General features: G+C 69.7%; 22 protein-coding genes. 7 read left to right on the forward strand and 15 right to left on the reverse strand.

Annotation, left to right across the window (positions count from 1 at the left end):
• Together BIU99_RS00005 and BIU99_RS00010 are read right to left on the reverse strand one after the other, a co-directional pair.
• Window positions 1-306, reverse strand: a 306-nt coding sequence (locus BIU99_RS00005; RefSeq protein WP_139205284.1) for an aldehyde dehydrogenase family protein, incomplete at its 3' end; no start/stop codon positions are given.
• 118 nt (window positions 307-424) lie between these two features.
• Window positions 425-1783, reverse strand: a complete 1359-nt coding sequence (locus BIU99_RS00010; protein ID WP_083397088.1) for an aspartate aminotransferase family protein — start codon at window positions 1781-1783, stop codon at window positions 425-427.
• A 26-nt stretch (window positions 1784-1809) separates the two neighbouring features.
• On the opposite strand from BIU99_RS00010, the gene BIU99_RS00015 reads away from it, so the two are divergent.
• Window positions 1810-3372 carry a PucR family transcriptional regulator gene (locus BIU99_RS00015; RefSeq protein ID WP_083397089.1) on the forward strand — a complete coding sequence of 521 codons (1563 nt, stop codon included), beginning with the start codon at window positions 1810-1812 and terminating at the stop codon, window positions 3370-3372.
• Between the two features lie 166 nt (window positions 3373-3538).
• On the opposite strand, the gene BIU99_RS00020 is transcribed toward BIU99_RS00015, so the two are convergent.
• The 5 genes from BIU99_RS00020 to BIU99_RS00040 all read right to left on the reverse strand — a co-directional run bounded on the left by BIU99_RS00020 (window position 3539) and on the right by BIU99_RS00040 (window position 9161).
• Window positions 3539-3958, reverse strand: coding sequence for a helix-turn-helix domain-containing protein (locus BIU99_RS00020; protein ID WP_071258400.1), 420 nt, complete (start codon window positions 3956-3958; stop codon window positions 3539-3541).
• Window positions 3959-4006: 48 nt separating this feature from the next.
• Complete coding sequence (locus tag BIU99_RS00025) at window positions 4007-4186, reverse strand: type II toxin-antitoxin system HicA family toxin (protein WP_254773536.1); 180 nt, start codon at window positions 4184-4186, stop codon at window positions 4007-4009.
• A gap of 469 nt (window positions 4187-4655) precedes the next feature.
• Window positions 4656-6035 carry an NAD-dependent succinate-semialdehyde dehydrogenase gene (locus BIU99_RS00030; RefSeq protein ID WP_071258403.1) on the reverse strand — a complete coding sequence of 460 codons (1380 nt, stop codon included), beginning with the start codon at window positions 6033-6035 and terminating at the stop codon, window positions 4656-4658.
• A 168-nt stretch (window positions 6036-6203) separates the two neighbouring features.
• Window positions 6204-7637 (reverse strand): FAD-binding oxidoreductase, encoded by a 1434-nt coding sequence (locus tag BIU99_RS00035; RefSeq protein ID WP_071258405.1) that lies wholly within the window; start codon window positions 7635-7637, stop codon window positions 6204-6206.
• Window positions 7638-7685: 48 nt separating this feature from the next.
• Window positions 7686-9161, reverse strand: a complete 1476-nt coding sequence (locus tag BIU99_RS00040) for an APC family permease (RefSeq protein WP_082916253.1) — start codon at window positions 9159-9161, stop codon at window positions 7686-7688.
• A 243-nt stretch (window positions 9162-9404) separates the two neighbouring features.
• On the opposite strand from BIU99_RS00040, the gene BIU99_RS00045 reads away from it, so the two are divergent.
• The 4 genes from BIU99_RS00045 to BIU99_RS00060 all read left to right on the forward strand — a co-directional run bounded on the left by BIU99_RS00045 (window position 9405) and on the right by BIU99_RS00060 (window position 13287).
• Window positions 9405-10862, forward strand: a complete 1458-nt coding sequence (locus BIU99_RS00045; protein WP_071258407.1) for an aldehyde dehydrogenase — start codon at window positions 9405-9407, stop codon at window positions 10860-10862.
• A 191-nt stretch (window positions 10863-11053) separates the two neighbouring features.
• A complete protein-coding gene (locus BIU99_RS00050) occupies window positions 11054-11506 on the forward strand; it encodes an Lrp/AsnC family transcriptional regulator (RefSeq protein WP_056013555.1) in 453 nt (150 codons plus the stop codon).
• A gap of 54 nt (window positions 11507-11560) precedes the next feature.
• Window positions 11561-11911 (forward strand): cupin domain-containing protein, encoded by a 351-nt coding sequence (locus BIU99_RS00055; RefSeq protein ID WP_071258409.1) that lies wholly within the window; start codon window positions 11561-11563, stop codon window positions 11909-11911.
• A gap of 110 nt (window positions 11912-12021) precedes the next feature.
• Window positions 12022-13287, forward strand: a complete 1266-nt coding sequence (locus BIU99_RS00060; protein WP_071258411.1) for a GNAT family N-acetyltransferase — start codon at window positions 12022-12024, stop codon at window positions 13285-13287.
• A 60-nt stretch (window positions 13288-13347) separates the two neighbouring features.
• Here the strand turns inward: BIU99_RS00060 and BIU99_RS00065 are convergent, their stop codons facing one another.
• Window positions 13348-13593 (reverse strand): hypothetical protein, encoded by a 246-nt coding sequence (locus tag BIU99_RS00065; protein ID WP_071258412.1) that lies wholly within the window; start codon window positions 13591-13593, stop codon window positions 13348-13350.
• Between the two features lie 206 nt (window positions 13594-13799).
• Between BIU99_RS00065 and BIU99_RS00070 the strand changes: the two genes are divergently transcribed.
• Window positions 13800-14552, forward strand: a complete 753-nt coding sequence (locus BIU99_RS00070) for an SDR family oxidoreductase (RefSeq protein ID WP_071258414.1) — start codon at window positions 13800-13802, stop codon at window positions 14550-14552.
• A gap of 24 nt (window positions 14553-14576) precedes the next feature.
• On the opposite strand, the gene BIU99_RS00075 is transcribed toward BIU99_RS00070, so the two are convergent.
• A complete protein-coding gene (locus BIU99_RS00075; RefSeq protein ID WP_071258416.1) occupies window positions 14577-15302 on the reverse strand; it encodes a GntR family transcriptional regulator in 726 nt (241 codons plus the stop codon).
• Between the two features lie 118 nt (window positions 15303-15420).
• Between BIU99_RS00075 and tkt the strand changes: the two genes are divergently transcribed.
• Window positions 15421-17448, forward strand: coding sequence for a transketolase (tkt, locus tag BIU99_RS00080; protein ID WP_071258418.1), 2028 nt, complete (start codon window positions 15421-15423; stop codon window positions 17446-17448).
• Between the two features lie 52 nt (window positions 17449-17500).
• Here tkt and BIU99_RS00085 read toward each other — a convergent pair whose 3' ends face one another.
• From BIU99_RS00085 to BIU99_RS00110, 6 genes are all read right to left on the reverse strand, one after another.
• Complete coding sequence (locus BIU99_RS00085) at window positions 17501-18253, reverse strand: SDR family oxidoreductase (protein ID WP_071258421.1); 753 nt, start codon at window positions 18251-18253, stop codon at window positions 17501-17503.
• A 64-nt stretch (window positions 18254-18317) separates the two neighbouring features.
• A complete protein-coding gene (locus tag BIU99_RS00090) occupies window positions 18318-19553 on the reverse strand; it encodes an ROK family transcriptional regulator (protein ID WP_071258423.1) in 1236 nt (411 codons plus the stop codon).
• Window positions 19553-21253: a ribulokinase gene (locus BIU99_RS00095; RefSeq protein ID WP_071258426.1), complete on the reverse strand. Its 1701-nt coding sequence runs from the start codon at window positions 21251-21253 to the stop codon at window positions 19553-19555. The genes BIU99_RS00090 and BIU99_RS00095 overlap by 1 nt, the downstream gene beginning before the upstream one ends.
• Window positions 21250-22305, reverse strand: a complete 1056-nt coding sequence (locus BIU99_RS00100; RefSeq protein WP_071258429.1) for an NAD(P)-dependent alcohol dehydrogenase — start codon at window positions 22303-22305, stop codon at window positions 21250-21252. The genes BIU99_RS00095 and BIU99_RS00100 overlap by 4 nt, the downstream gene beginning before the upstream one ends.
• Window positions 22302-23135 carry a carbohydrate ABC transporter permease gene (locus BIU99_RS00105; protein WP_071258432.1) on the reverse strand — a complete coding sequence of 278 codons (834 nt, stop codon included), beginning with the start codon at window positions 23133-23135 and terminating at the stop codon, window positions 22302-22304. The genes BIU99_RS00100 and BIU99_RS00105 overlap by 4 nt, the downstream gene beginning before the upstream one ends.
• Window positions 23132-24004 (reverse strand): carbohydrate ABC transporter permease, encoded by an 873-nt coding sequence (locus tag BIU99_RS00110; protein ID WP_158596622.1) that lies wholly within the window; start codon window positions 24002-24004, stop codon window positions 23132-23134. The genes BIU99_RS00105 and BIU99_RS00110 overlap by 4 nt, the downstream gene beginning before the upstream one ends.
• Window positions 24005-24077 lie beyond the last annotated feature (73 nt).

Here is a 24077-nt window from a genome sequence, read left to right on the forward strand (position 1 = left end):
GGTGATGATCTCCGCCAGCTCGCCCTTCTTCGCGTCGAGCAGCTCACGGAACTTGAAGACGATCTGCTGACGCTTCGCGAGCGGCAGGTCGCGCCAGGCGGGGAAGGCGGCTGCGGCGGATGCGACGGCCGCTGCGATCTCGTCCTGGTTCGCGAGCGAAACGTGCTTCGTCGCGACACCGAGTGCCGGGTCGTAGACCGGGGCGGTGCGGCCGGAGGTGGACGGGGCCTCGGCTCCGTCGATCCAGTGCGGGACGACCGGCAGCGTGCCGGCGTCGGTGGTGGTGCTCGTGGCGGTGGTGGTCATGCGGATGGCTCCTGGGCGTCGTGGGGTGCAGGGGTGCTGGGTGCTGGTCGTGCCGCGGCGGACGGGTCCGGGGTCGGGAGTCCCGACACCGAGTCCCAGAACGGGTCCGGCTCGCCGCTCATGCGCGCAGCTCCCCGAGGGCGGCGTCGATGATGGCGACACCCGAGGCGACCTCGTCGGCGGTCACGACGGCGGGCGGGACGACGTGGATGCGGTTCTCGCTGATGAACGGCAGGAGGCCGGCCTCGAGCAGGGACGTCTTGAACCGACCCATCGCCGCCGCATCGAGTGGTGCGCGGGTGTCGCGGTCCTCGACGAGCTCGACCGCCCAGAACACGCCGCTGCCGCGGACCTCGCCGATGAGCTCGTGGCGCTCGGCGAGGGAGCGGAGCGCGGGCCCGATGTGGTCGGCGCCGATCGCCTTGGCATGTTCGACGACGCCTTCCTCGGCCATGGCGGTGAGCGTGGCGACGACACTCGCGGCGGCGAGCGGGTGGCCGGAGTATGTGAGTCCGCCAGGGAACACCTGCTCGTCGAAGACGCGGGCGATGTGCTCGGAGACGATGACGCCACCGAGCGGCACGTAGCCGGAGTTGACGCCCTTCGCGAAGGTGATGAGGTCGGGTCGCACGTCGAACGCGTCGAACGCGAACCACTCACCGGTGCGGGCGAAGCCGGCCATGACCTCGTCGAGGATGAGCATGATGCCGTAGCGGTCCGCGATCGCGCGGACCCCCGCGAGGTAGCCGGGCGGCGGCGTCAGGATGCCGGCGGTGCCGGGGACGGTCTCGAGGAGGATCGCGGCGATCGAGCCGGGACCCTCGGCCTGGACGGTGCGCTCGAGATGACTGAGGGCGCGCTCCGACTCCTCCTCCGGCGTCGTGGCCCAGAACTCGGTGCGGTAGAGGTAGGGGCCGAACACGTGCACGTGACCGCGCGCGTATTCGTTGGGGATGCGGCGCCAGTCGCCCGTCGCGACGATGGCCGCGCCCGTGTTGCCGTGGTACGAGCGGTAGGTCGAGATGACCTTGTCGCGGCCGGTGGCGATGCGTGCCATGCGGATCGCGTTCTCGTTCGCGTCGGCGCCGCCGTTGGTGAAGAAGACCTTCTCGAAGCCCTCGGGCGCACGCTCGAGGATGAGACGAGCCGCCTCGGCACGGGTCGCGTTCGCCGCGGCGGGCGCGATCGTGGTGAGCTGCGCCGCCTGCTCCTGGATCGCCGCGACGACCTTCGGGTGCTGGTACCCGAGGTTCACGTTGACGAGCTGGCTGGAGAAGTCGAGGTAGTGGCGTCCGTCGTGGTCCCACACGGTGCTGCCGAGGCCGCCCGCGATGGGGAGCGGCTTGAGCGTGCTCTGGGCGGACCAGGAGTGCAGGACGCGCTGGGTGTCGGCGTCGCGGACGCCGGCGTTGTCGAGGCCGGAGAGGAAGTCATTGATCACTCCTGCAGCCTGGCAATCGACGCGGCCGATGTACATGGCGGGATCAGTGGTAGCTTCGGCACATGTCCACCACTTCAGTGATCGCTGGCGAGGCCGGCCGTGCGTCGTCGAACGTGTCCCTGCGCACGCTCATGGCCGAGCCGGTGTTCAAGCTCGGCCTCGTCGTCGCGGGTGACGCCGACGTCCTCGACCGCGACATCGCCTGGGTGCACAGCTCGGACCTCGGCGACCCGACACCCTGGCTGGAGCCCGGCCAGTTGCTCCTCACCGACGGCATGCAGTTCACCGGCGAGATGAGCGACGAGCTCGCCGACCGCCGCGCCGACGAGTACGTCCGCCGCCTCTCCGCCCGGGGCGTGCTCGCGCTCGGGTTCGCCACCGGGATCATCCACGCCGACATCCCCCAGCGGCTCGTCGACGCCTGCGAGCGTCACGGGTTCACCCTGCTCGAGGTGGGGGAGCGGACGCCGTTCATCGGCATCATCCGGTTCGTCGCCGACGCGGTCGCCGCCGCCCGCGTGGCATCGCTGGAGTGGTCGCTCGCCGCCCAGCGTGCGGTCGCGAGGGCGGCGCTCCGACCCGACGGCCTGACCGCGATCCTCGCGGAGCTGGGGCAGCAGCTCGGCTGCTGGGTCGCGCTGTACGACGCGCTCGGCAACCGGGTCACCACGAGGACGCGCGAGCCGGTGCCGGAGGGCGTGGAGGCCGCCGTCGCCGAGGTGCTGCGGCGCGGGTCGCGGGCCGGACTGCACCTCGCGGACGGAGCGGAGGGCGCGACGCTGCTGACGCTCGGCCGCCGAGGCGAGCTGCGGGGCATCCTCGCGGTCGGTTCCAGCGTGCCGCTCGACCATGCCGAGCACGACCTCGTCTCCAGCGTCATCGGCCTCGCGAGCATCGCCCTCGAACAGCACAGCGCCCTCGACCTCGCACGCCGGCAGCTGCGCTCCGGGCTCCTCGAGCTGCTGCTCTCCGGGGACCGCGCCGTCGCCGAGCGCACCGCCCAGCGGCTCTGGGGGCCGCTGCCGCCCGACCCGATCCGCGTCGCCGTGGTCGACATCCCCGTGGGTGAGCTGGGCTTCCTCTCCGAGCTCGACGTGCAGGCCGCGGCGCATGGCGGCACGTTGTTCTTCGCCGAGCAGGACGAACGGATCGTCATCGTGTCGAGCGACGCGGACACCGGACTCTGGGACGCCGTCGTCGGCCGCCACGGGCTGTCGGGCGGGGTGTCGGCGAGGACGAGCTGGGAGGGGTTGCGGGACGGGCTGGCCGAGGCCGAGCGGGCGCGCGCATCGGCGGGGGAGACGCCGCGACTCGTGCGGTACGAGGCGCTCGCCGAGCAGGGGTTGCTCGGGTTGCTGAGTGCGTCGGGTGGAGAGGTGCTGGCGAACCGGCTGCTGGAGCCGCTGGGCGGGCTCGGAGCCGAGGCTCGTGCGGTCCACATGACCACGGCTCGGGTGTGGTTGGAGGCCAACTGCGTCACCGATCAGGCGGCTGGCCGCCTCGGGATCCACCGGCAGACCCTCCGAGCGCGCATCGGCACGCTGGAGTCGCTGCTCGACCTCGACCTCTCCCGCTTCGGCGACCGAGCCGAGCTGTGGAGCGCCCTCCAGCTCGCCGACGGCTGACGGATTCGCGCGTCGTGCACCCTCGTTCCCAGATTCACCCCTTCGGTCCCTGAGGCTGTCGAAGGGCGGTGGTCATCGGGGCGGGACTGCACTTCGACAGGCTCAGTGACCGGATGGGGCTCAGCGACCGGGGAGGTTCTCGGTGGGGACTGCCGATCGACGAGCGTCAGTGCACGAGCTGGCTCACACGTTGCACCGAGACCCCGAAGACGGCCGCGGCGTCGCTCTGGCTGGCTCCCTTGGCGATGAGGCTCAGGACGGCCTCGCGGCGCTTGCGCGCTGCCTCGCGCACCTGCTGGCGTGCCTGCTCTTCAAGGGTGTTGGATTCGCCCCAGAGGCCGACCGCCTCATCCCGGACCGTCACAACGACGTCCCCGTCGTAGTCATCGAGATCGAGCCACAGGGCCGCGACGTCGCGGGCAGCTGCAGCGATGTCCTTGAACCTCTTCGCCGAGCCCATGGCGACGATCCGGTGTCCCGCGCCTCGGGGGGAGTCGGTGGTGAGCGAGGGGATCTCGAACGTCCACCACTTGCCGTCGAGGTAGGTCACGACGTCGAGCGTCTGGGTCACGGTTGCTGCGGTCATTCGCGGGCCTCCTGATTGTCTGTCGGCGCGGTCGAGCGGTGCGGTGCGCTACTTCCACCCGCTCGGCGCATCCGGGAACATCTCGATGAGCTGCTTCACGATTCCGGTCGACACCTCGTGGTGTGGAATCGTCAGATACTCGCGCCCGTTCTCCGGATTGCCCCATTTCTCGTGGGAACCCTTCTGCTGCCGGAGCAGCACCCAGCCTTTCGAGCTGAGGAACCTCACCACATCGCGGTACTTCTGTGGCCTCAGCACAATTCTACTCAAGCCCCCCATTGATTTCAAGATGAAGAGGGGGCTAGATATTTGAAGCCGCTGACGCAACTCGACCGTGCCCCAGACTGACGAGCCTCGCCCTCCTCGAAAGGCTAGCTCGCGACGTCATCGCACCTGGTCGGGTGCGCGCGCCCTGTGGACAACGGGAGTGATGCACGCCCTGTGGGGGACGTTCGGCCACCGAGCGCAGCTCGGCCATCGAGTTTGTCGAGGTGCGTACGAGGCACTTCGACAAGCTCAGTGGCCGGAAAGCGTTCCGCGGGTGAGGAGCGCGGTGAGCGGGTGCACCGTGTCCCGGTCCTCGCGCGCACCCCATCCCGGTCCCTGAGCTTGTCGAAGGGCGGTCGACATGGGGCGGGACCGCACTTCGACAGGCTCAGAGACCGGACGGGGGCGTCGGTGGCCGGGGCCGAAGCACCTACGCGATGCGGATGAGCTTCTTGTTGACGAACTCGTCCATCGCGGGCTTGCCCATCTCGCGGCCGGTGCCGGAGCGCTTCACGCCGCCGAAGGGCAGCTCCGCCGCGTCGCCGAGCACGAGGTTGATCCACACCATGCCGGCGTCGATCCCGTCCGCGACCCGCAGCGCCTGTTCCTGGTCGGTCGTGTACACGTAGGAGCCGAGGCCGAACGGGGTATCGTTCGCGAGGCGCACGGCCTCCTCCTCGGACGCGACCCGGTAGAGCGCCGCGACGGGGCCGAAGAACTCCTCGTGGAACGCGTCCATCTCGGGCGTGACGTCGGTGAGCACGGCCGGCGGGAAGAAGTTCCCATCCGGTTCGCCCGAAGCGAGGATCGTCGCACCCTGTGCCTTCGCGCGTCCCAGCTGCTCGCCGAGTCGCTCCGTCGCGGCGGCCGACGACAGCGGGCCGAGCTGGGTGCTCTCCGCCATCGGGTCGGCCGGTGCGTTCGCCGTGAAGACCTCGGTGAACTTCGCGGCGAAGTCGTCGAACAGCTCGTCGATGATGATGAACCGCTTGGCGGCGTTGCAGGACTGACCGTTGTTGTCGATGCGGGCGTTGACGGCGTCCTGGACGGTGGCGTCGAGGTCGTCGGTCGACAGCAGGATGAACGGGTCGGACCCGCCGAGCTCGAGCACGACCTTCTTGAGGTGCTTGCCGGCCAGCTCGGCGACCGCGGAACCGGCGCGCTCCGAACCGGTGACCGAGACGCCCTGCACGCGCGGGTCGGCGATGACCGTCGCGATCTGGTCGTTCGTCGCGAAGATGTTCACGTACACGGAATCGTGGGCGCCCAGCTCGGCTTCGGCGCCGTCGAAGATCTGCGCGATCGCCAGCGCCGACTCGGGGCACTGCGGGGCGTGCTTGAGGAGGATGGTGTTGCCGTTGACCACATTCGGGCCGACGAACCGCGCCACCTGGTAGTACGGGAAGTTCCACGGCATGATGCCGAGCAGCACGCCGAGCGACGCACGACGGATGAACGCCGAACCGGTGCCGTCGGACAGCTCGATCGGCTCGTCGGCGGAGAAGGCCTCACCGTTGTCGGCGTAGTACTGGTAGATCGCGGCGGCGAAGTCGACCTCGCCGAGCGCCTGCTCGTACGTCTTGCCCATCTCGCGGACGGCGATCTCGGCCAGCTGCTCACGGCGCTCCGTGTGGAGGGCGGCGACGCGGGCGATGAGTGCGGCGCGGTCGGCGACGGGAGCGCGACGCGACCACTCCTCGTGGGCGGCGGACGCGGCGGTGATCGCCTGCTGCAGCTCCCCGTCCGTGATCGTCGGGTAGTCGCGGAGAGTCTCTCCGGTCGCGGGGTTGACGACGGCGTAGTCGCTCACTGGTGTGCTCCTTTGTCTGAGGTGCTGCTGGTGCGGTGCGGTGCGGTGTCCGTTGCCGGCCGATGCGAGCTGTGCGGGTTCGACGTGAGCGGGACCACCACCTGCACCGTATCGAACCACGCTCCGCCTGTCATGGGTTGGACGGCGGCTCCTGCGTCGAAACCCGGCTCAGGAGTCGAAGCCCAGCCCGACGGCGTCCATCGTGCGGAGCCAGAGCCCGCGCTTGCCCTCGTTGCGGTCGGCCCGGGCCATCTCCGACAGTGAGATGCGCGCACCGATGAACGCGAGCGGGTCGGGCGGGAACGGCGTCGGCTTCTTCTGGACGAAGTCCATCGTCGTGCGCTCGGTCGGCGTGCCGGCGAGGAGGTCGAGCATGACGTTTGCCCCGTACCGGGTGGCTCCGACGCCGAGGCCGGTGAACCCGGCGGCGTGCGTCACCCTGCCGCCGTGCGCGGTCTCGAAGAAGGAGAAGAACCGCCCGCAGGTGTCGATCGCCCCGCCCCACTTATGGGAGAACCCGAGGTCGGCGAGCTGCGGATAGGTGTGGGCGAAGTGGGCGGCGAGCTTGAGGAAGGACTCCTCGCGCTGGTCGAAGCGCGGCTCCACTCGGCCGCCGTAGTTGTAGACCGCGTCGTAGCCGCCGTAGAGGATGCGGGTCGACCCATTCGCGTCGGTCGTGAGCCGCGAGTAGTGGAAGCGGTTGTCGAGGTCGGAGATGCCCTGCCGCCCCTTCCAACCCAGGCTCTCGAGCTGCTCTGCGGAGAGCGGGTTCGTCATGAGCGCGTAGTCGTAGACCGGCACCGTGTACTTCCGAGCGCTCGGGATGAGGGCCTTGAAGACGTTGGTGCCGAGGGCGACGTGCTTCGCGACGACCGACCCGTGCGTCGTCGTCAGGGTGACCGACGTCGCGTCCGACCGGATCGAACGGACGTGCGTGTACTCGTGGATCTCCACACCCAGGTCGAGGCAGACGCGTCGCAGCTCCCACGCCAGCTTCGCCGGGTTGACGAGCGCCGCACCGGTGGGCTCGAACAGGCCGGCCTGGAAGATCGGCGAGTGGACCTCCGCCTGCATCGCCTCGCGGTCGAGGAACCGGGCACCGTGCTCCTCGGCGCTCTCGCGCAACCAGTCGACGTGGTGCGGAGCCGTCGCCGCCTGCAACAGGCCCGTCTCCTCCCAGTCGCAGTCCATGCCGTACCGGGCGATGGTCTCGCCGATCTCGCGCAGGTTCTCGCGTCCCAGCTCCTCCAGGCGGTCGAACTCGTGCGGCAGGCGGCTCTTGCCGTTCGAGGATCCGTGGGTGAGGCTCGGCTCGCAGAACCCGCCGTTGCGACCGGACGCCGCCCACGCGATGCGGCGGCCCTCGAGGAGCACGACCCGGCGGTCCGGGTCGCGCTCCTTCGCGAGCAGCGCCGTCCACAGGCCCGAGTACCCACCACCGACGATCGCCAGGTCCGTCTCGACGTCCGCCTCGAGGCGGGGGAGCGGAGCGGGCCGTGCCGGGTCGTCGAGCCAGTACGGCTCCGGTTCGGCCGAGGCCAGCTGTTCCCGCAGGCGTGCGGTGTCGGCGAGGTCTTCGGCCAGTTCGTAGGTGGTTCTCATGATGGGTCCCCTGTGGTGCGTGGTTCGGTGCGGTCGCGTGGTGCGCGGTCAGTCGGTGCGGGCGGCGTCGGTGCGTTCGGCCTCGGCACGCGGGGTGCCGGCGGATGCCCCGCCGCTCCCGAGTCCCGCGTCGCGCTTGGTGCTCCGCTGCACGAACAGCCAGATCACGACGCCCAGTGCGAGCAGCCCGAGCGCGATGCCGAGCTCGAGGAACCCGCCGTAGCCCGTGGTGGAGAACCCGGTGGCGCCGACGACGAGGATGATCGCGAGGAGCACCGAGAGCACGACCGACAGCGGCACGAAGAAGCGCGGCAAGCGGATCGGGCGGACGGCGTCGGGGCGGTCCTTGCGCAGCAGGAAGAAGCCGGAGACGGCGAAGAAGTGCGTGAGGATGTAGCCGAGGTTGCCGGTCACGATGATCGCGAGCGGGTTCTGCAGCACGACGAGGATGACGACGTTCATGACGAGCATCACGTTGAGCGAGCGGAACGGCACACCGCGGCGGTTGAGCACGCCGAGTGACGGGACGGTGACGCGCTCCTTGCCCATGTTGAACAGCACGCGTGAGGCGTCGGCCACCGAGGTGGTCATGATGAGCAGCAGCGAGGCGATGAGGCAGAGCACCATGACGTCCGCAGCGCCGCCGACGAGCGAGGCGAAGCTCGCGACGAAGAAGGTCGCCGGGTTGTCGGCGATCGCCGCTTCACCCGCGTAGCCGCCGAGGGTCAGCGGGATGACGAAGAAGACGCCGAGGCAGAAGAGGACGGAGGCCTTGATCGCCTTGGTCGTGTCCTTCACCGAGTCGCGGTACTCCGGGGCGAAGGTCGCGCAGACCTCGATGCCGAAGGTGGTCCACGCCATGATGTACAGCCAGACGATCGCGGTGTGCAGGCCCTCGATGCCCTCGAGCTTCCAGGTGAGGTCGAGCGGTGCCCAGTCGGCGCTGAACAGCGGGAAGACGATGAACACGAACAGCGGGATGAGCAGGATGCCCGCCGTGATGTAGACGAACGCCATCGTGACGCGGACGCCGATGACGTTGATGAGGTACATCACGCCGATGACGCCGAGCCCGATGAGGATCGGGAAGGTGATGGAGATCGGGCCGAGCTGGATCACCCAGTCCTCGTTCGGGAACCACTGCGCCTGGATGAGTGCACCGGTGACCGCGCCGTAGGTGGCGAGGTTGGTGCCCCAGGGGAGCCAGTAACCGACGCCCGTGATCGGTGCGACCCAGGGTGCGCGCGACTTCCACGCTTCGGCCGCGTAGTGCGCGATGCCGCCGGAGGAGTTCGGGAACATGGTGGCGAGCTCGGTGTAGATCCAGTTGACGCCCATGGCGAGGATCATGGAGATCGCCCACAGGACGGCGGCCCCCCAGCCGCCGAGGCCGGTGATGGAGGCGCCGAGGGTGGCGATGAGCGCGGCTGGCATGGTCATCGCCATGGCGAAGCCGTCGAACCAGCGCATCCGTTTGGGCAGGTGCGTGGTCTCGTCGGTGCTGGTGACGTGTTCGGTCGACATGGGCTCTTCTCGATTCGTGGGGGACGGGACGTCGCTGTCTCGCTGCTGGTGCACTCAATGTGCCGAAGAATTGTTGTGACGACAAGATTGTGTCGGTCTCGTTGTTGTAATCGTAACTTTGACGAAACAATACTGCTTGTTCGAGGAATCGCAAGGTCCTAGGCTGATCCCACATTCTCCCGACGACATCCGCACGACGCTGTTCGGCGTCGTCGGCCCAGCCACGACACCAGGAGGTCCGGAATGACCACGTTGCCGACACCCACTCGCACCCAGCTCTTCATCGCCGGCGAGTTCACCGACGGATCCAGCTCGGAGCGCTCGGAGGTGATCAGCCCCGTCACCGGTGACGTCATCGCGTCGATCCCCGTGGCCGGCACCGCCGAACTCGACGAGGCGGTGCGACGTGCGCACGAGGCGCAGCGGGAGTGGCGGAAGCTCGGCGTGTTCAAGCGCGCGGAGATCTGTCACCGGGTCGGCGACGCGATCAACGCCCGGGTGGAAGAGCTCGCCCGCCTGCAGACGCTGGAGCAGGGCAAACCGCTCGCCGAGTCGATCGCCGACATCGCCGAGGCCGCACAGCTCTTCCACCTCCACGCCGAGGACGCCCTCCGTCTGTACGGCGAGACGCTGCCGTCGAGCGACATCGACAAGCGCATGTTCACCTGGCGCGCACCGGTCGGCGTCTGGGGCATCATCACGCCCTGGAACTTCCCGCTCCTCATGTTCAGCGAGTTCGTCGCCCCGGGCCTCGCGACCGGCAACGCCTGCATCGTCAAGCCGCCGAGCAACACGCCCCTCGCGGTCCTCGCGGCGATGGACTGCCTCGTCGAAGCGGGCGTCCCGGCCGGGCTCGTCAGCGTCCTCCCCGGCGACGGCGCGTTCGGTTCCGAGCTCGTGTCCCACGACGGCATCGACGCCATCGGCTTCATCGGCTCGTCCGCCACCGGGGCGAAGATCGTCCGCACCGCGGGCCTCAAGCGCTCGCTCATGGAGTGCTCCGGCAACGGCCCGATCGTCGTCCTCGAGGACGCGAACATCGAACGCGCCGCGAAGGCCGCCGTCGACTCCGCGTTCTACAGCGGCGGGCAGGTCTGCTGCGCGACCGAGCGGCTCATCGTCCACCACAACGTCCACGACGCCTTCGTCGAGGCGGCCCTCACCTACGCGAAAGCCACCGTACGACTCGGCAACCCGTTCGACGAGGGGATCAACCTCGGACCGCTCAACAACGAGGGCGTCGCCGCGAAGATGGACCGCCACCTCGACGAGGCCCGCTCGCTCGGCTTCGACATCCTGTTCGGCGGCGGTCGTGCCACCGGCCATCCGACGGACCTCTACTACGACTTCACGATCGTCGACGGCGTCTCCGAGGACAGCCTGCTGTCGCGCGAGGAGTCGTTCGGCCCGGTCCTCCCCATCCTCACGGCCAAGGACGACGACGACATCCTCCGCATCGCCAACGCCGACGCGCTCGGCCTGCAGTCCGCGGTGTTCACCGAGAGCCTGTCGAAGGCCTACCGCTTCATGGAGGAGCTGGAGACCGGCCAGGTCATCGTCAACGACTCCAACGGCTGGTGGGACATCAACATGCCGTTCGGTGGAGCGGGCGGCAAGGGCACCGGCTGGGGTCGGATCGGCGGCATGTACACGCTGCACGACATGACCGACCTCCGCACCGGCGCGATCCACGTCCGCTAGTCGGACCGATCCGCCGATCGGCGACCTCCCTCGGTCAGCTCGACCGGCGCCGCCTCGGTCGACCGCCCGCGCTCGGGTCGGTCGGTCGGCCGGGGCTCGTGGCTCGGGTGGGGCGGACACCGCACCCGAGCCGCACGGCTTCCCTCGCTACGCTTGCCAGATGACCATCCGCCCGCTGCCGGAGGAGCCACATGAACGACCTTGACGACATCGACCGTCGGCTGATCGCGATCCTGCAGCAGGACGGACGGAAGGCGTTCTCCGAGATCGCCACCGAGACCGGGCTGCCGGCCTCGTCCGTCCGCTATCGGATCCAGCGACTCGAGGACACCGGGATCCTGCAGATCGTCGGCATCGCGAACCCGCTGTCGATCGGCTTCGACCACCTGGCGCTCATCGGCATCCGCTGCGAGCCGGGGATGGCGCGCGGGGTGTGCCAGGAGCTGTCGAAGCACGCGGAGACGAGCTACGTGGTGCTCACGAGCGGCGGCTTCGACGTGATGGTCGAGGCCGTGTGCCGCGACATGGACCACTACAAGACGTTCCTCCTCGACACCCTGCAGCCGACGCCCGGCGTGCGATCGACCGAGACGTTCTTCGTGCTCGAAGCCCACAAGCTCGCCTACGGCTGGGGCGTCGGGTAGGCCGTCGGCCTGCGCCGACACCGCCCGCCTCCGTCCTGCTCAGAGAGGTACCTCATGACCGATCACTTGCTCGCCCCCAACGCGGTGCTCCAGGGCTCCGATGTGTCGCTCGCGGACAACCCGCTCGCGCCCGAGGACGTCGTCTCGGGGTCGCCGCGGAGCGGGATCGTGACGCTCGCGGCCGTCGGTGACACCGAGGTCGGCGTCTGGGAGTTGGGTGTCGGCATCGTGCAGGACACCGAGATCGACGAGGTGTTCGTGGTCCTCTCGGGTGAGGCGACCGTCGACTTCGCCGACGGCACTCCGTCGCTCGAGCTCCGTGCGGGCTCCATTGGCCGACTCGCCGCCGGCGCCCGCACCACCTGGACGGTCCGCGAGACCCTCCGCAAGGTCTACGTCGCCTGACCCGCCGGCGCGACAGCAGGACATCCGCCCGACAGCAGGACGCTTCGTGCCCGTCCGTCCTGCTCTCGCGCCGATCTCCTGCGTTCCGAGCACCCCAATAGGCTTGTCGCATGAACCTGCGCACCGTCGAGCTCGACCACACGGACCACGCCGCCCTCGACCTCTGGTGGGGTGCAGCGTCCCGCGGCTTCCTCTCGAAGCCCGACACCGACGTGGCGGTGCGTGCCGAGCGGCGTCAGCTCCTCGTCGGCAGCTCCATCCTCGGGGTCTACGACGACACCGCGGCCGAACCGCTCGTCCCCGTCGGCACGCTCGGTTCCTTCCCGACCGCCCTGTCGATCCCGGGTGGCTCCGTCCGTGCCCTGGCCATCACCGAGGTGACCGTCTCGACGTCCCATGAGCGTCGAGGCATCGCGCGATCGCTCATGGAGAACCGACTCCACCACGCGCAGGCCACCGGAGCCGCGGTCGTCGCGCTCACCGCGAGCGAGGCGACCATCTACGGTCGCTATGGCTTCGCCCCGGCGACCTGGGAGTTCACGCACGAGGTCGACCCCAAGCGCGTCGCCTGGCGGGGTGCGCCGCCCGCCGGCCGCGTCCACACGCTCGACCCGCGCTCGCTCGCCACCATCGCACCAGGGCTGTTCGAGCGCTCGCGCGGCACCGGCGACATCGACCGCGGTGTCGCCTGGTGGAAGCAGGCCCTCCGTGAGGTGACCATCCGGCACTTCAGCCACGGTGAGGGTGACACGCTCGCCCTCCGCTACGACGACGCCGACGGCGAACCTCAGGGCTACGCGCTCTACCGCGTCGGCGAGGAGTGGGGCACGATCGTCGTCGACGACCTCGTCGCCACCACCCCGGAGGCCCGCTACGCGCTCTGGCGGCACCTCACCGGGATCAGCCTCACCACGAAGGTCACCTTCCACCAGGCTCCGACGGTCGAAGCCATCCAGTGGCGACTCGTCGACCGTCGCGCCGTCAAGACCACCGCGCGAGCCGACTCGCTCTGGCTCCGCATCGTCGACGTGCCGACCGCCCTCGGAGCGCGCCGGTTCACCGTCCCCGGGGCGTCCGAACCTCGCGAGCACCTGCTCGACGTCGATGACACCCTCGGCCTCGCCGGCGGTCGGTTCGCGCTCCGCATCGACGAGCACGGTGCCGCGGTCGCGGAACGCCTCGGTGACGTGCCGGAGTCGGCCGACGACGACGCTGTGCGCCTGACCATCAACGAGCTGTCGGCCGTCCTCCTCGGCGGCCCGCGCGTGTCGGCGCTCGCCGAAGCGGGGCTCATCACCGGGTCGTCGGAGGCGGTGCGAGCGCTCGACCTCGCCTTCGCGACGGAGCAGGCGCCCTTCCTGCGGACGCACTTCTAGGGAGATCCCCGCGCCGACTCCTCTGGTCGCTCAGGGCGCGATCACTCAGGGCGGGATCGCTCAGGGCGCGGTCGCGCTGAGGAAGATCGCCGCGGCGGGGAGTCCGAGCAGGACGAACCAGCCGGTGACGAACGCGCCGACCAGGCCGGTCGCGAGGATGAAACCGCCGATGGTGGCGGCGAGGGTGCGGAGCAGCTGGCGTTGCTCGGCCGGGATGCTGCGGCGCAGGGTGCGGGGGAGTGCCGCGAGCTGCGGGCGTGACGTGCGGATGGAGCCGGTGGTGGCGGGGTGCTGCAGGGTCGTCATCGGGTTCGGGTGGTTCCTGGTCGGGTTCGGGTGGTTCCTGGTCGGGTTCGGTCGGGAGGTGCGCTCCGGGAACGCCTGATCGGTTGGGTTGAGATCTGTATCTCGGAGTGCAGATTTGTTATACACCGTGGTGTGACCGCGTGCAACTCAAGCGGCGCCGCGCCTCGCCGATAGAGTGACATCCGTCGAGCAAAGGGGAGTGTCGGATGAGGATCGTCGTCGCAGGAGGCAGCGGGATGGTCGGGCGACACGTCGTCGCGGTGGCCGAGGAGCGCGGACACCGGGTGGTCGCGCTGTCGCGTGCCGCCGGCGTCGACCTCGCCACCGGAGCCGGGCTTGCCCAGCAGTTGGAAGCCGCGGACGTCGTCATCGATGTGACCTCGACGGCCACCCAGTCCGCCCAGCAGTCGCGCCAGTTCTTCGGGGCGGTCACCCGCAACCTGCTCGAGGCCGAGGGCGCCGCCGGCGTGCCCCACCACGTCGCGCTGTCGATCGTCGGAAGCGACAAGGCGCCCTTCGGCTACTACGCGGGCAAGGCGCTACAGGAGGAGCTCGTCAGTACCGGACGGATCCCGTGGACGATCCTCCGCGCGACGCAGTTCCACGAGTTCGCGCAGCAGATGGTCGAGCGGTTCCGCTTCGGGCCGGTCACGATGGTGCCGACGATGACCTCGCAGCCGGTCGCCGCGCGCGAAGTCGCGGAGCGCCTGGTGGAGCTGGCGGAGGGCGAACCGCAGGGGCGCCCGGCCGACCTCGCAGGGCCCGAGGAGCTCCGGATGACCGCGATGGTCAAGGCCTACACCGCGGCCAAGGGCATCCGTGGCCCGGTCGTGCAGATCCCGTTGCCCGGCGGCTTCGGCAAGGCGATGCGCGACGGCACCACCCTCTCCGGGCCAGATGCGCAGCGCGGTGTGCAGACCTTCGCGCAGTGGATCGACGGGCTCAGCGCCGCTCGCTGAGCGTCAGCTCCGCTGAGCCGCCGCTCACGGCCGCAGGCTGAACGCCACCTCGCTGTTCCGCGGGGTGAGCCAGGAGACGCCGGACGCGACGGGACGATCGTCCGCGTCGAACACCGTCGACTCGACGGTCAGCAGACGCTCGCCCGGCTCGACAAGCAGGTACTCGGCGACCTCCGCCTCCGCTCCGCGGATCGAGACGAGGAGGTCGTTCCGAGCGAGGTCCACACCGTGGCGGTCGCGGAGGGTCGCGAACAGGGACGCATCGGTGAGGTCGCTATCGAGGATCCCGGGGAACCGGTCCAGTGACAACTCGGTGATCGCGAGGTGATGGACGGAACCGTCGACGGAACGCAGCCGGGTCAGTCTGGCGACCCGATCGCCGGGGACGAGGTCCAACCGACCGGCGGCCGGCTCGCGGACGGCACGGTCGGCCAGGTCCACCACGCGGCTCGACACCGTGAAGCCCTGCGCCGTCTGCTGCGCATGGAAGCCGGTGACCGCCCCGGCGAACCGCTCGCGGTAGCGCATGCGGTGCTGCGGCTCCGTGACGAAGGTGCCGCGCCCCTGTTCGCGGACGAGAAACCCTTCGTCGATCAAGCCGTCGACGGCGTGACGCAGGGTGATCCGGCTCACCCCGTACTCGGCGCAGAGCGCCGGCTCGGCCGGCAGTCGAGCGCCGGCCGGGAGCACGCGGACCCGCGCCAGGAGGAGTGCCCGGACCGTGAGGTACTTGCTGCCGCTCGTCCGCATCGGAGTCCTGCCCGCCTGTCTCCGGAGTCGTGAGCCGACACCCGGGATTCGTCTCGATTCATTATGACGTCATGACGTCTTGCGTAGCGTTCGACGGACCACGACCTCAGGAGAACCGATGCCCTCACTCGACGACCGCGCGATCACCACCGCCCGTCTCCTCGCCCTCGACGCCGTCGAGTCGGCCGGATCCGGGCATCCGGGGACGGCCATCGCGCTCGCCCCGGTCGCCCACCTGCTCTTCCAGCAACACGTCCGCCACAACCCGGCCGACCCCGCCTGGATCGGCCGGGACCGGTTCATCCTGTCGTGCGGGCACGCCAGCATCCTGCTCTACACGCAGCTCTTCCTCACCGGGTACGGACTCGAGATCGACGACCTCCGTGCCTTCCGGAGCCTCGGCGCGAAGACCCCCGGACACCCGGAGTTCGGGCACACCGCGGGTGTCGAGACGACGACCGGTCCGCTGGGGCAGGGCCTCGCCACCGCCGTCGGCATGGCGATGGCGATGCAGCACGAGCGCGCACTGCTCGACCCTGACGCCGCACCCTGGACGTCCGTGTTCGACCGCACCGTCTGGGTCCTGGCCTCCGACGGGGACCTCCAGGAGGGGGTGTCCGCCGAGGCCGGTGCACTCGCGGGGCGTCATCGCCTCGACAACCTCGTCGTCGTGTACGACGACAACGACATCCAGATCGAGGGCGACACCTCGCTGACGAGCTCCGAGGACGTCGTCACCCGCTTCACCGCGCAGGGGTGGCACGTCGATCGGATCGAGCTGGCCGCGGACGGCGACGTCGACCTCGATCGACTCGACGCCGTGCTCGCAGACCGTGCGGCGGCGGACGGCCGTCCGCGGCTCGTCGTCCTCAAGTCGCAGATCGCCTGGCCGGCGCCGAACGCGACGAACACCTCGGCAGCGCACGGGGCTCCGCTCGGTTCGACGGAGGCAGCGCTCCTGCGCGAGGTGCTCGGAGTGGACACCGCACCGTTCGAGATCGACGACGACGTCCTCGCTCACACGCGACAGGCGACCGACCGCGGCGTGGCGATGCAGGAGGACTGGCAGGGGGAGTTCACGCGCTGGCGGGCCGACCACCCCGACCGCGCGGCCGAGTCCGACCGCGCGAGGAGCGGACTCCTGCCCCAGGACCTCCGCGACGCCCTCCCCGTCTACGAGCCCGGACAGACTTTGGCGACCCGCGACGCCTCGGGCCAGACGATCCAGGCGCTCGCCGCCCGACTCCCTGAACTGTGGGGCGGGTCGGCCGACCTCGCCGAGCCCAACCGCACCGCGATCGCCGGCGGCCGGTCGTTCCTGCCCGAGGAGACGGAGGGGACCGGGCGGACCGGACGCAACGTGCACTGGGGGGTCCGCGAGCACGCGATGGCCGCGGCGATGAACGGGATCGCGCTCGTCGGCGGGTCCCGGTTCTTCGCCGGCACCTTCCTCGTGTTCAGCGACTACCAGCGCCCGGCCATCCGCCTGGCAGCCCTCATGCAGCTGCCGGTCACCTACCTGTGGAGCCACGACTCGGTCGCACTCGGGGCCGACGGTCCCACCCACCAGCCGATCGAACACCTCGCGAGCCTGCGGGCCATCCCCGGCTTCGACGTGGTCCGCCCCGCCGACGCCGCTGAGACGGCCGCCGCCTGGCTCGCGATCCTCGAGCGGCGTCGGCCGGCCGGCCTCGTGCTCGCACGACAGCCCCTCCCCGTCGCGGGTACGGACCGCGACGTCGTCCTGGACGGGGTGCGTCGCGGCGCGTACGCCGTGCTCGACTGCGAGGAGCCCGACGTGATCGTCGTCGCGACCGGCTCCGAGGTCGCGCTCGCCCTCGAGGCGGCGGAACACGCGGGCCGGGACGGGCTCGCCGTCCGCGTGGTCTCTATGCCGTGCCGGGAGTGGTTCGCCGAGCAACCGGCCGAGGACCGGGCCGCCCTGCTGCCCGAGCACGTCACAGCCCGGGTGGTCGTCGAGGCCGCGACGGGCTTCGGCTGGCACGACGTCGCCGGGCCCGCCGGCCGCATCGTCGGCATCGACGAGTTCGGCCTGTCCGCCCCGGCCGAAGACGCCCTCCGCGAGCGTGGGATGACCGTGGAGCGGTTGCTGGACGCGATCCGCGAGGTCGCCGACGCCCGCTGATCGCACGACGGCCCGGGTCGACACCGACCCGGGCCGACCGGCGCGCTCGCCGCTACCAGGCGGTGAGCGCGCCGTCGATGGGGAGGTTGACGCCGTTGACGTAGCTTGCTCCCGCGCCGAGCAGGAACACCACCGGCGCGGCGATCTCCGTCACCTCGGCCATGCGACCCATCGGCGTCTGGTCGGCGAGGAAGCGGTTGCGCTCCGGCGGGTTGAGGTCCGTCATCTCCGTCCTCGTGTACCCGGGGCTGACGGCGTTCACCCGGATGCCCTGCGGGACCCACTCCACGGCGAGCGACCGGGAGAGATGGATGACCGCGGCCTTCGACGAGGCGTACCCGATGTGCGGCTCCGCCCCGCGGTTGTAGATGGTGCCGCTCGCCGAGGCGATGTTGACGATCGAGCCGCCGACCTCGCGCATCACCTCGAACTCCGCGAGGCAGCTGAAGAGCACCCCGCTCAGGTTGACGTCGAGCACGCGGTCCCAGTCCGCCGTCGACATCTCGACGGTCGGCTCCAGGTGGTCGATGCCGGCGCAGTTGACCGCGTAGCGGACCGGACCGAGTTCGGCGGCCGACGCGACCGCCTCGCGCATGGCGTCCCGGTCGCGCACGTCGACCTCGATCGCTCTCGCCTCGACGCCGGCGTCGGCGCACCGGCGCAGGGTGTTCGTGAAGTCGGCTCCGGCCCGGTCGAGGCAGGCCACCGCAACGCCTTCCGCGGCGATCGCGGCGACGATCGCGGAACCGATACCGCCGGCGGCTCCGGTGACGACGGCGACGGTGCCGGGTTCGAGGGTCTGCATGGTGTCTCCTTCGGGGACGGGAGGGTGGGGTGTCGGCACGCCGCCGACACCCCTGGGGGTGTGATCAGGACGCGGACGCGGCCTGGGACTGCTGGATCCGGGCGAAGAGCTCGCCGTTGGTGAGGTACCACTGGATGAGCAGGAGGTAGGAGCCGTAGAGGACCCCGGAGGTGCCGCGCTGGGAGAACTTCAGCTCCAGGTGCTCCATCCGGACCGCGGGGAGGTACGTCGCCAGGCAACCGCGGATGCGCTCGAGGATCGTCTCCGAGGCCGGGAACGCGTCGCCGACGACGATCACGTCCGGGTCGAGGACGAAGGTGAGTCCGGCGAGACCGTAGGCGAGGAGCTGGCAGACGCGTTCGACGGCCCAGACGGCCAGCGGATCGTCCACCTCGAAGGCGGCGAAGATCTCTTCCGGCGTGGACTGCTCGGTGAGCGACGACTCCGGGAAGTCGAGCAGCCGGCTCGTCACATGCTGCCGGAGCGCCCGCGGCGACGCGTAGTCCTCGAAGAGTCCGTTGAACTCGTGGGTGTCGACGTTGCGGGTGTGGATGCCGGAGTTGAAGTTGATGCCGAGGTGGCCCACCTCGCCGGCCACGCCCCGGGCACCGCGGAAGATCTTGCCGTCGATGATGATGCCCCCGCCGAAGCCGATGCCCCCGACGATGTTGAGCAGGCAGGCCGGCTTCCGTCCGGTCTCGCGGACGTGGTCCTGGTACTCCGCGAGCGCACTGGTCTTCGCATCGTGTTCGAGGAGGACGGGGACCTCGGGGAACATCGCCTGCACGGACGCCCGGATGTCCCGCTTGCCGAGTTCCGAGAAGCCGTCGGTGTGGAGGATGACCTCGCCGTCGGTCTCGAAGAGCCAACCGAGGCTCGAGATCGCGACGCCGAGGAAGCACCGTTGGTCCCGACGTTCCAGGATGCCGCGCAAGGTCTGTTCGATGAGCGCCAGGAGCGGTTCGATCTTGATGTCCGAGGCGATGGGGACCTCGGTCGTCTCGACCTCGATCCCGGAACCGTCGAAGATGCGGAAGGTGAGTTCGTAGCGGTTGATCCGGACCGCCACCATGAAGTACTCGGCGAGGTCGAGCCGGATCCCGGTGGCGCGTCGGCCGCCGGCGGAGAACGTCGGGATGTTGTCCTCGACGATGCCGAGGCCGATGAGGTCCTGCACCAGCAGGGTGACGGCGGCGCGGCTGAGCCCGGCCTCTCGGGCCAGGTCGGAGCGGGAGATGGGAGCCTGTTGGAGGATGAGCCCGAGGACCTCGTCCGGGTTCACACGTTGCGGACCACCCATCAGCGTCCTTTCACGATCTCGGCGGGGTCGACCGGGTCGCCCCCACTTGCGAGGAGTCTACCGGCGGCCCGATAGCGCGAGAATGCGGCGTCGAGGTGGGCGACACCCGCGGGCTGCGGGGCGTAGCGCGCGACGAAGCCGCGTCCGAGCGCCCGCTGTGCCGCCGGGAGGGTCTCGTAGTGGCCGGCCGCCGTGGCGGCGTACATCGCGGCGCCCGTCGCGCTCGCCTCGCGTTCCTCGCTGACGAGGACCTCGACGCCGAGGGCGTCCGCCATGCTCTGGCAGATGAACGGCGACTTCCGGGCGATCCCGCCGACGAGGATGACCCGTTCGAAGCGGAGGCCGTTGGCGGCGAGCCCGTCGACGATCGCCTTCGTGCCGAGGACGGCGGCTTCGACGAGGGCGCGGTAGACGTCGACGGCGTCGTGTCCGATCCGGAGGCCCAGGAGGGCGGCGCTCGCGTCCTCGTCGACGTCGGGGTAGCGGCGCCCGTTGATCCAGTCGTGGGCGACGATCGTGGTCGGAGGGCGCTCGACCAGGTGCTGTTCGAGGTCGCCGAGCAGCCGGTCGGCGGTGCGTTCGACGATCTCGGCGACCTGGTCCTCCGGTAGGACGGCGCGCAACTCCGGTGCGAGCACCGTGCGGACGGGCCAGAGCAGCACGCGCCCGTACCAGGCGAAGAGGTCGCCGAACGCGGCCTGGCTGGTCTCGCCGCCGAGGCGACCCGGGATGATCGAATCCTCCGCGATGCCGCACAGGCGGCGGAGGTCACGACCACTGATCGCGTCGTCGTCGGTGAGGAAGAGGTCGACGGTGGAGGTGCCCATGACGGTGACCATGCTGCGGTCGTCGATGCCCGCACCGACCCCGCCGGCGTGGGCGTCCAGCGAGCCCATGCCGACGACGGTCTCGGTCGAGAGCCGCAACCGGGCGGCCCACTCGGGGCTCAGGATGCCGACCCGTGCGCCCGCCGGGACGGGTGGGGTCGCGAAGGTGTCGGCCACCGCCGCCAGATGGGGGTGGACGGCCGACAGCACCGCGCGCGGCACCATGCCGCCGAGTCGTGTGTTGTAGAGCGCCTTGTGGCCGGCCGCGCAGGCGTTGCGGGCGAAACGCTCCACGTCGTCGGCGCCGGTGAGGAGGTTCGGCAGCCAGTCGGCGTGCTCCACCCAGGAGTGGGCGTGTTCGAGGATCCGTCCGTTCGTGCGGACGGCGCGCAGCATCTTCGCCCACCACCACTCCGAACTGTAGACGCCCTGGTAGGAGGTGTGGTCCGGTTCCGACTCGCGGAGGGCACGGTCGACCTCCTCGGCTTCGGCGGCCGAGGTCCGGTCTTTCCAGAGCCAGAACATCGCGTCGGGCTCGTCGGCGAACTCGGGGAGGAGGGCGAGCGGGACGCCGTTGCGGTCGACGGGCGCCGGCGTGGATCCCGTCGCGTCGATCGCGATCGCACCGACGGCCTCGTCACCGAGGCGATCGGCGATCTCGGCGAAGCAGGCCTCCAAGGTCTCGAGGTGGTCGAGCGGGTGCTGGCGGAAGCGGTGTTCAAGCGGGTCGCAGTAGGCGCCGGTGGCCCAGCGCGGGTAGCTGCGACTGACCGTCAACACCCCCTCGCCGGAGGACGCGTCGACGACCGCGACGCGGACCGAATCGCTGCCGTAGTCGACTCCCGCGACGAGGTCCGGCTGGTCGCCGCTCATGCCGTCGGGTCGATCCGGATCACGCACTTGGTGACCTCGGCCTTGTGGTGCACCGCGTGGTCCATGCCCTGCTGGACGTCGTCGAGTCCGTAGACGGCGGAGACGACGTCCTGCACGGGGATGGTGCCGGCGGCGACGGCCGCGATGGCCTTCGGGTAGGTGTTGCGGTAGCGGAAGACCGTCGTCAGCGTGAGCTCCTTGTCGATCAGGAGGTTGACGTTGAGGTCGGCGCGGCCGTCCTTCGTGTAGCCGACGAAGGTGACCGACCCGCCCCGCTTCGCGATCCGGATGGACTGGTCCATGGTCACGCGGTTGCCCGCGGTCTCGAAGACGGCGTCCGGCCCGTACCCGAAGCGGGCGGTGAGTTCGGCGAAGAGGTCGGGTGACGTCGACGCGTTCACAACCTCGGCTCCGAGTCGACGGGCGAGGTCCAAGCGGTTGTCGACGACGTCGACGACCACGACGTCCCGCACGCCGGCGGCCCGGAGGGTCAGCAGGGTGAGGAGGCCGATGCAGCCGGCACCGAGGACCACGGCGCTCGCACCGAGCCCCACACCCGAGCGGTCAACGGCGTGGAAGGCGACGGAGAGCGGTTCGATCATCGCGCCCTCGAGGAGTCCCACGGAGTCCGGCAGCGGGTGGCAGAAACTCGCGCGGTGACGCACGTACTCCTGGAAGGTCCCCTCCACCACGGGCAACGAGGCCCAGAAGTACACGTCCGGGCAGAGGTTGTAGCGTCCGCCCCGGCAGAACTCGCACTCGCCGCAGGGCACGCCCGGTTCGAGTGCGACCCTGGTGCCGGGGGCGAGGTCGGTCACGGCGGAGCCTGTGGCGACCACCACACCGGAGGCCTCGTGGCCGAGCACCATCGGCTCGGTCACGACGCTCTCACCGATGTAGCCGTTCTGGAACAGCGCCATGTCGGAGCCGCAGATGCCGACGTAGGACACCCGGACGAGCGCCTCGTCCGGCGCGATCTCCGGGATCGGTCGCTCCTGCAGCTCGAGGACGCCGGGTTCGGTCAGGACCGCTGCGCGCATGGTGGTGCTCATTCCTTCACGGCTCCGCTCAGCAGACCCTTGATCAGACTCTTCTGGGCGACGAAGCCGAGGATGATCGGCACGATCACCGCGATCGTCGCGACGGCGGACATCTTCCCCCAGAACAGCCCCTGCTGGGTCATGAACCGGTTCATGTACACGGGGAGCGTGCCCGACTCGGTGAAGGTGAACGACACCGCGAGGAGGAACTCGTTCCAGGTGAGCACGAAGACGAGCAGCGCGGTGGAGATGAGCCCACCGCGGATGATCGGCAGCATGACGCTCAGGAACGACTGCCAGCGGGTGGCGCCGTCGATCTGTGCGGCCTCGAGGATCGACACCGGGATGTCGGTCATGTAGGTGGTGCACATCCACACCATGAGCGGGATGCCGATCGAGGTGTACAGCAGGATGAGGACGACGGGCGAGTCCAGCAGACCCAGCCAGTTCACGATCAGGTAGATCGGGATGATCACCGCGACCGCGGGGAGCAGCGTCGTCGTGATGTACCAGTTGAAGTGCACCGTCGGCCGCTTGAGTCGCCCGAAGACAATCGTGTACGCGATCGGCACCCCGAGGATCAGGGTGAGGATCACCGTGATCACCGTGATGACGATCGAGTTCACGAGGTGGTGCACGAGGTCCGGTGTGATGACCGCCTGGTAGTTCTCGAGCGTCGGCGCGAAGTTCCACGACGGCGGCGCGATGTCCTGCTCCGACTTGAAGGAGGAGTACACCATGTAGAGGATCGGGAAGGAGTACACGATCGCCACGGCGAACAGCGCCACGGCCGCCAGTGCGCCGGTGACCTTCCTCACTCGTGCTTTCTGCGTGCGGTTCATCGCTCGGTCACATCCTTCTGCGTCCGGAAGAAGACATTGATGATGATGAGGGTGAGGACGACCATCACCACCGAGATGGCGGCGGAGCGGCCGACCTGCCAGTCGTAGAAGGCGGTGCGGTACACGTAGTACGGCAGGTTCGCCGAGGCGACGCCGGGTCCGCCCTGGGTGGTGACGAAGATGATGCCGAAGACCTTCATGAGGTTGATGAGCCCGAACGTCGCGGCGACCTTGAAGAAGGGCTTCATGAGCGGGATCTTGAAGTACCAGATCTGACGCAGGAAGCCAGCGCCGTCGACGTGGGCGGCTTCGAGGACGTCCTCTGGCAGGCTCTGGAGCCCGGACAGCAGGATGAGGAAGAGGAACGGCGTCCACTGCCAGACGCACAGCATGATGATCGTCGGCAGTGCGGTATCGGCGCTGAAGAAGGACACGGCCTGACCGCCGAGGGCGCGCGAGACGACGTCGTTGATCCCGAAGGAGGGGCTGAGGATGAGGGTCTTCCAGACGATGCCGATGACCGGCTCCATCACGAAGTAGGGGATGATCAGCAGCGATCGGGCGATGGCCACGCCGGGGAACCGCCGGTTGAAGGCGAGCGCGAGGACGAACGCGAGCACGAGGGAGATGACCAGTGAGGCTCCCGTGATCAGGAGCGTGTTGCGCAGGACGACGTAGAAGTCGCCGTCCTGGAACAGGTAGAGGAAGTTGTCGATGCCGGTGAAGGTCACGGGCAGGTCTGGGCGGCGGATGTTCCAGCTGACGAACGACAGCACGATCGTGACCAGGAAGGGGACCTGGGTCACGACGAGGACGACGATCAAGCCGGGAACCTGGAGCAGGTTCACACGATTGCGGACGAGGGTCATGGCCATTCTCTTCGGGAGGTGGGGGACAGCGGTGGGCGGACGGGCCGGCTGATGAGCCTGGCCCGCCCGCCCG

The organism is Plantibacter sp. MMLR14_011, from assembly GCF_001865025.1.
Taxonomy (GTDB): Bacteria; Actinomycetota; Actinomycetes; order Actinomycetales; family Microbacteriaceae; genus Plantibacter; species Plantibacter flavus_A.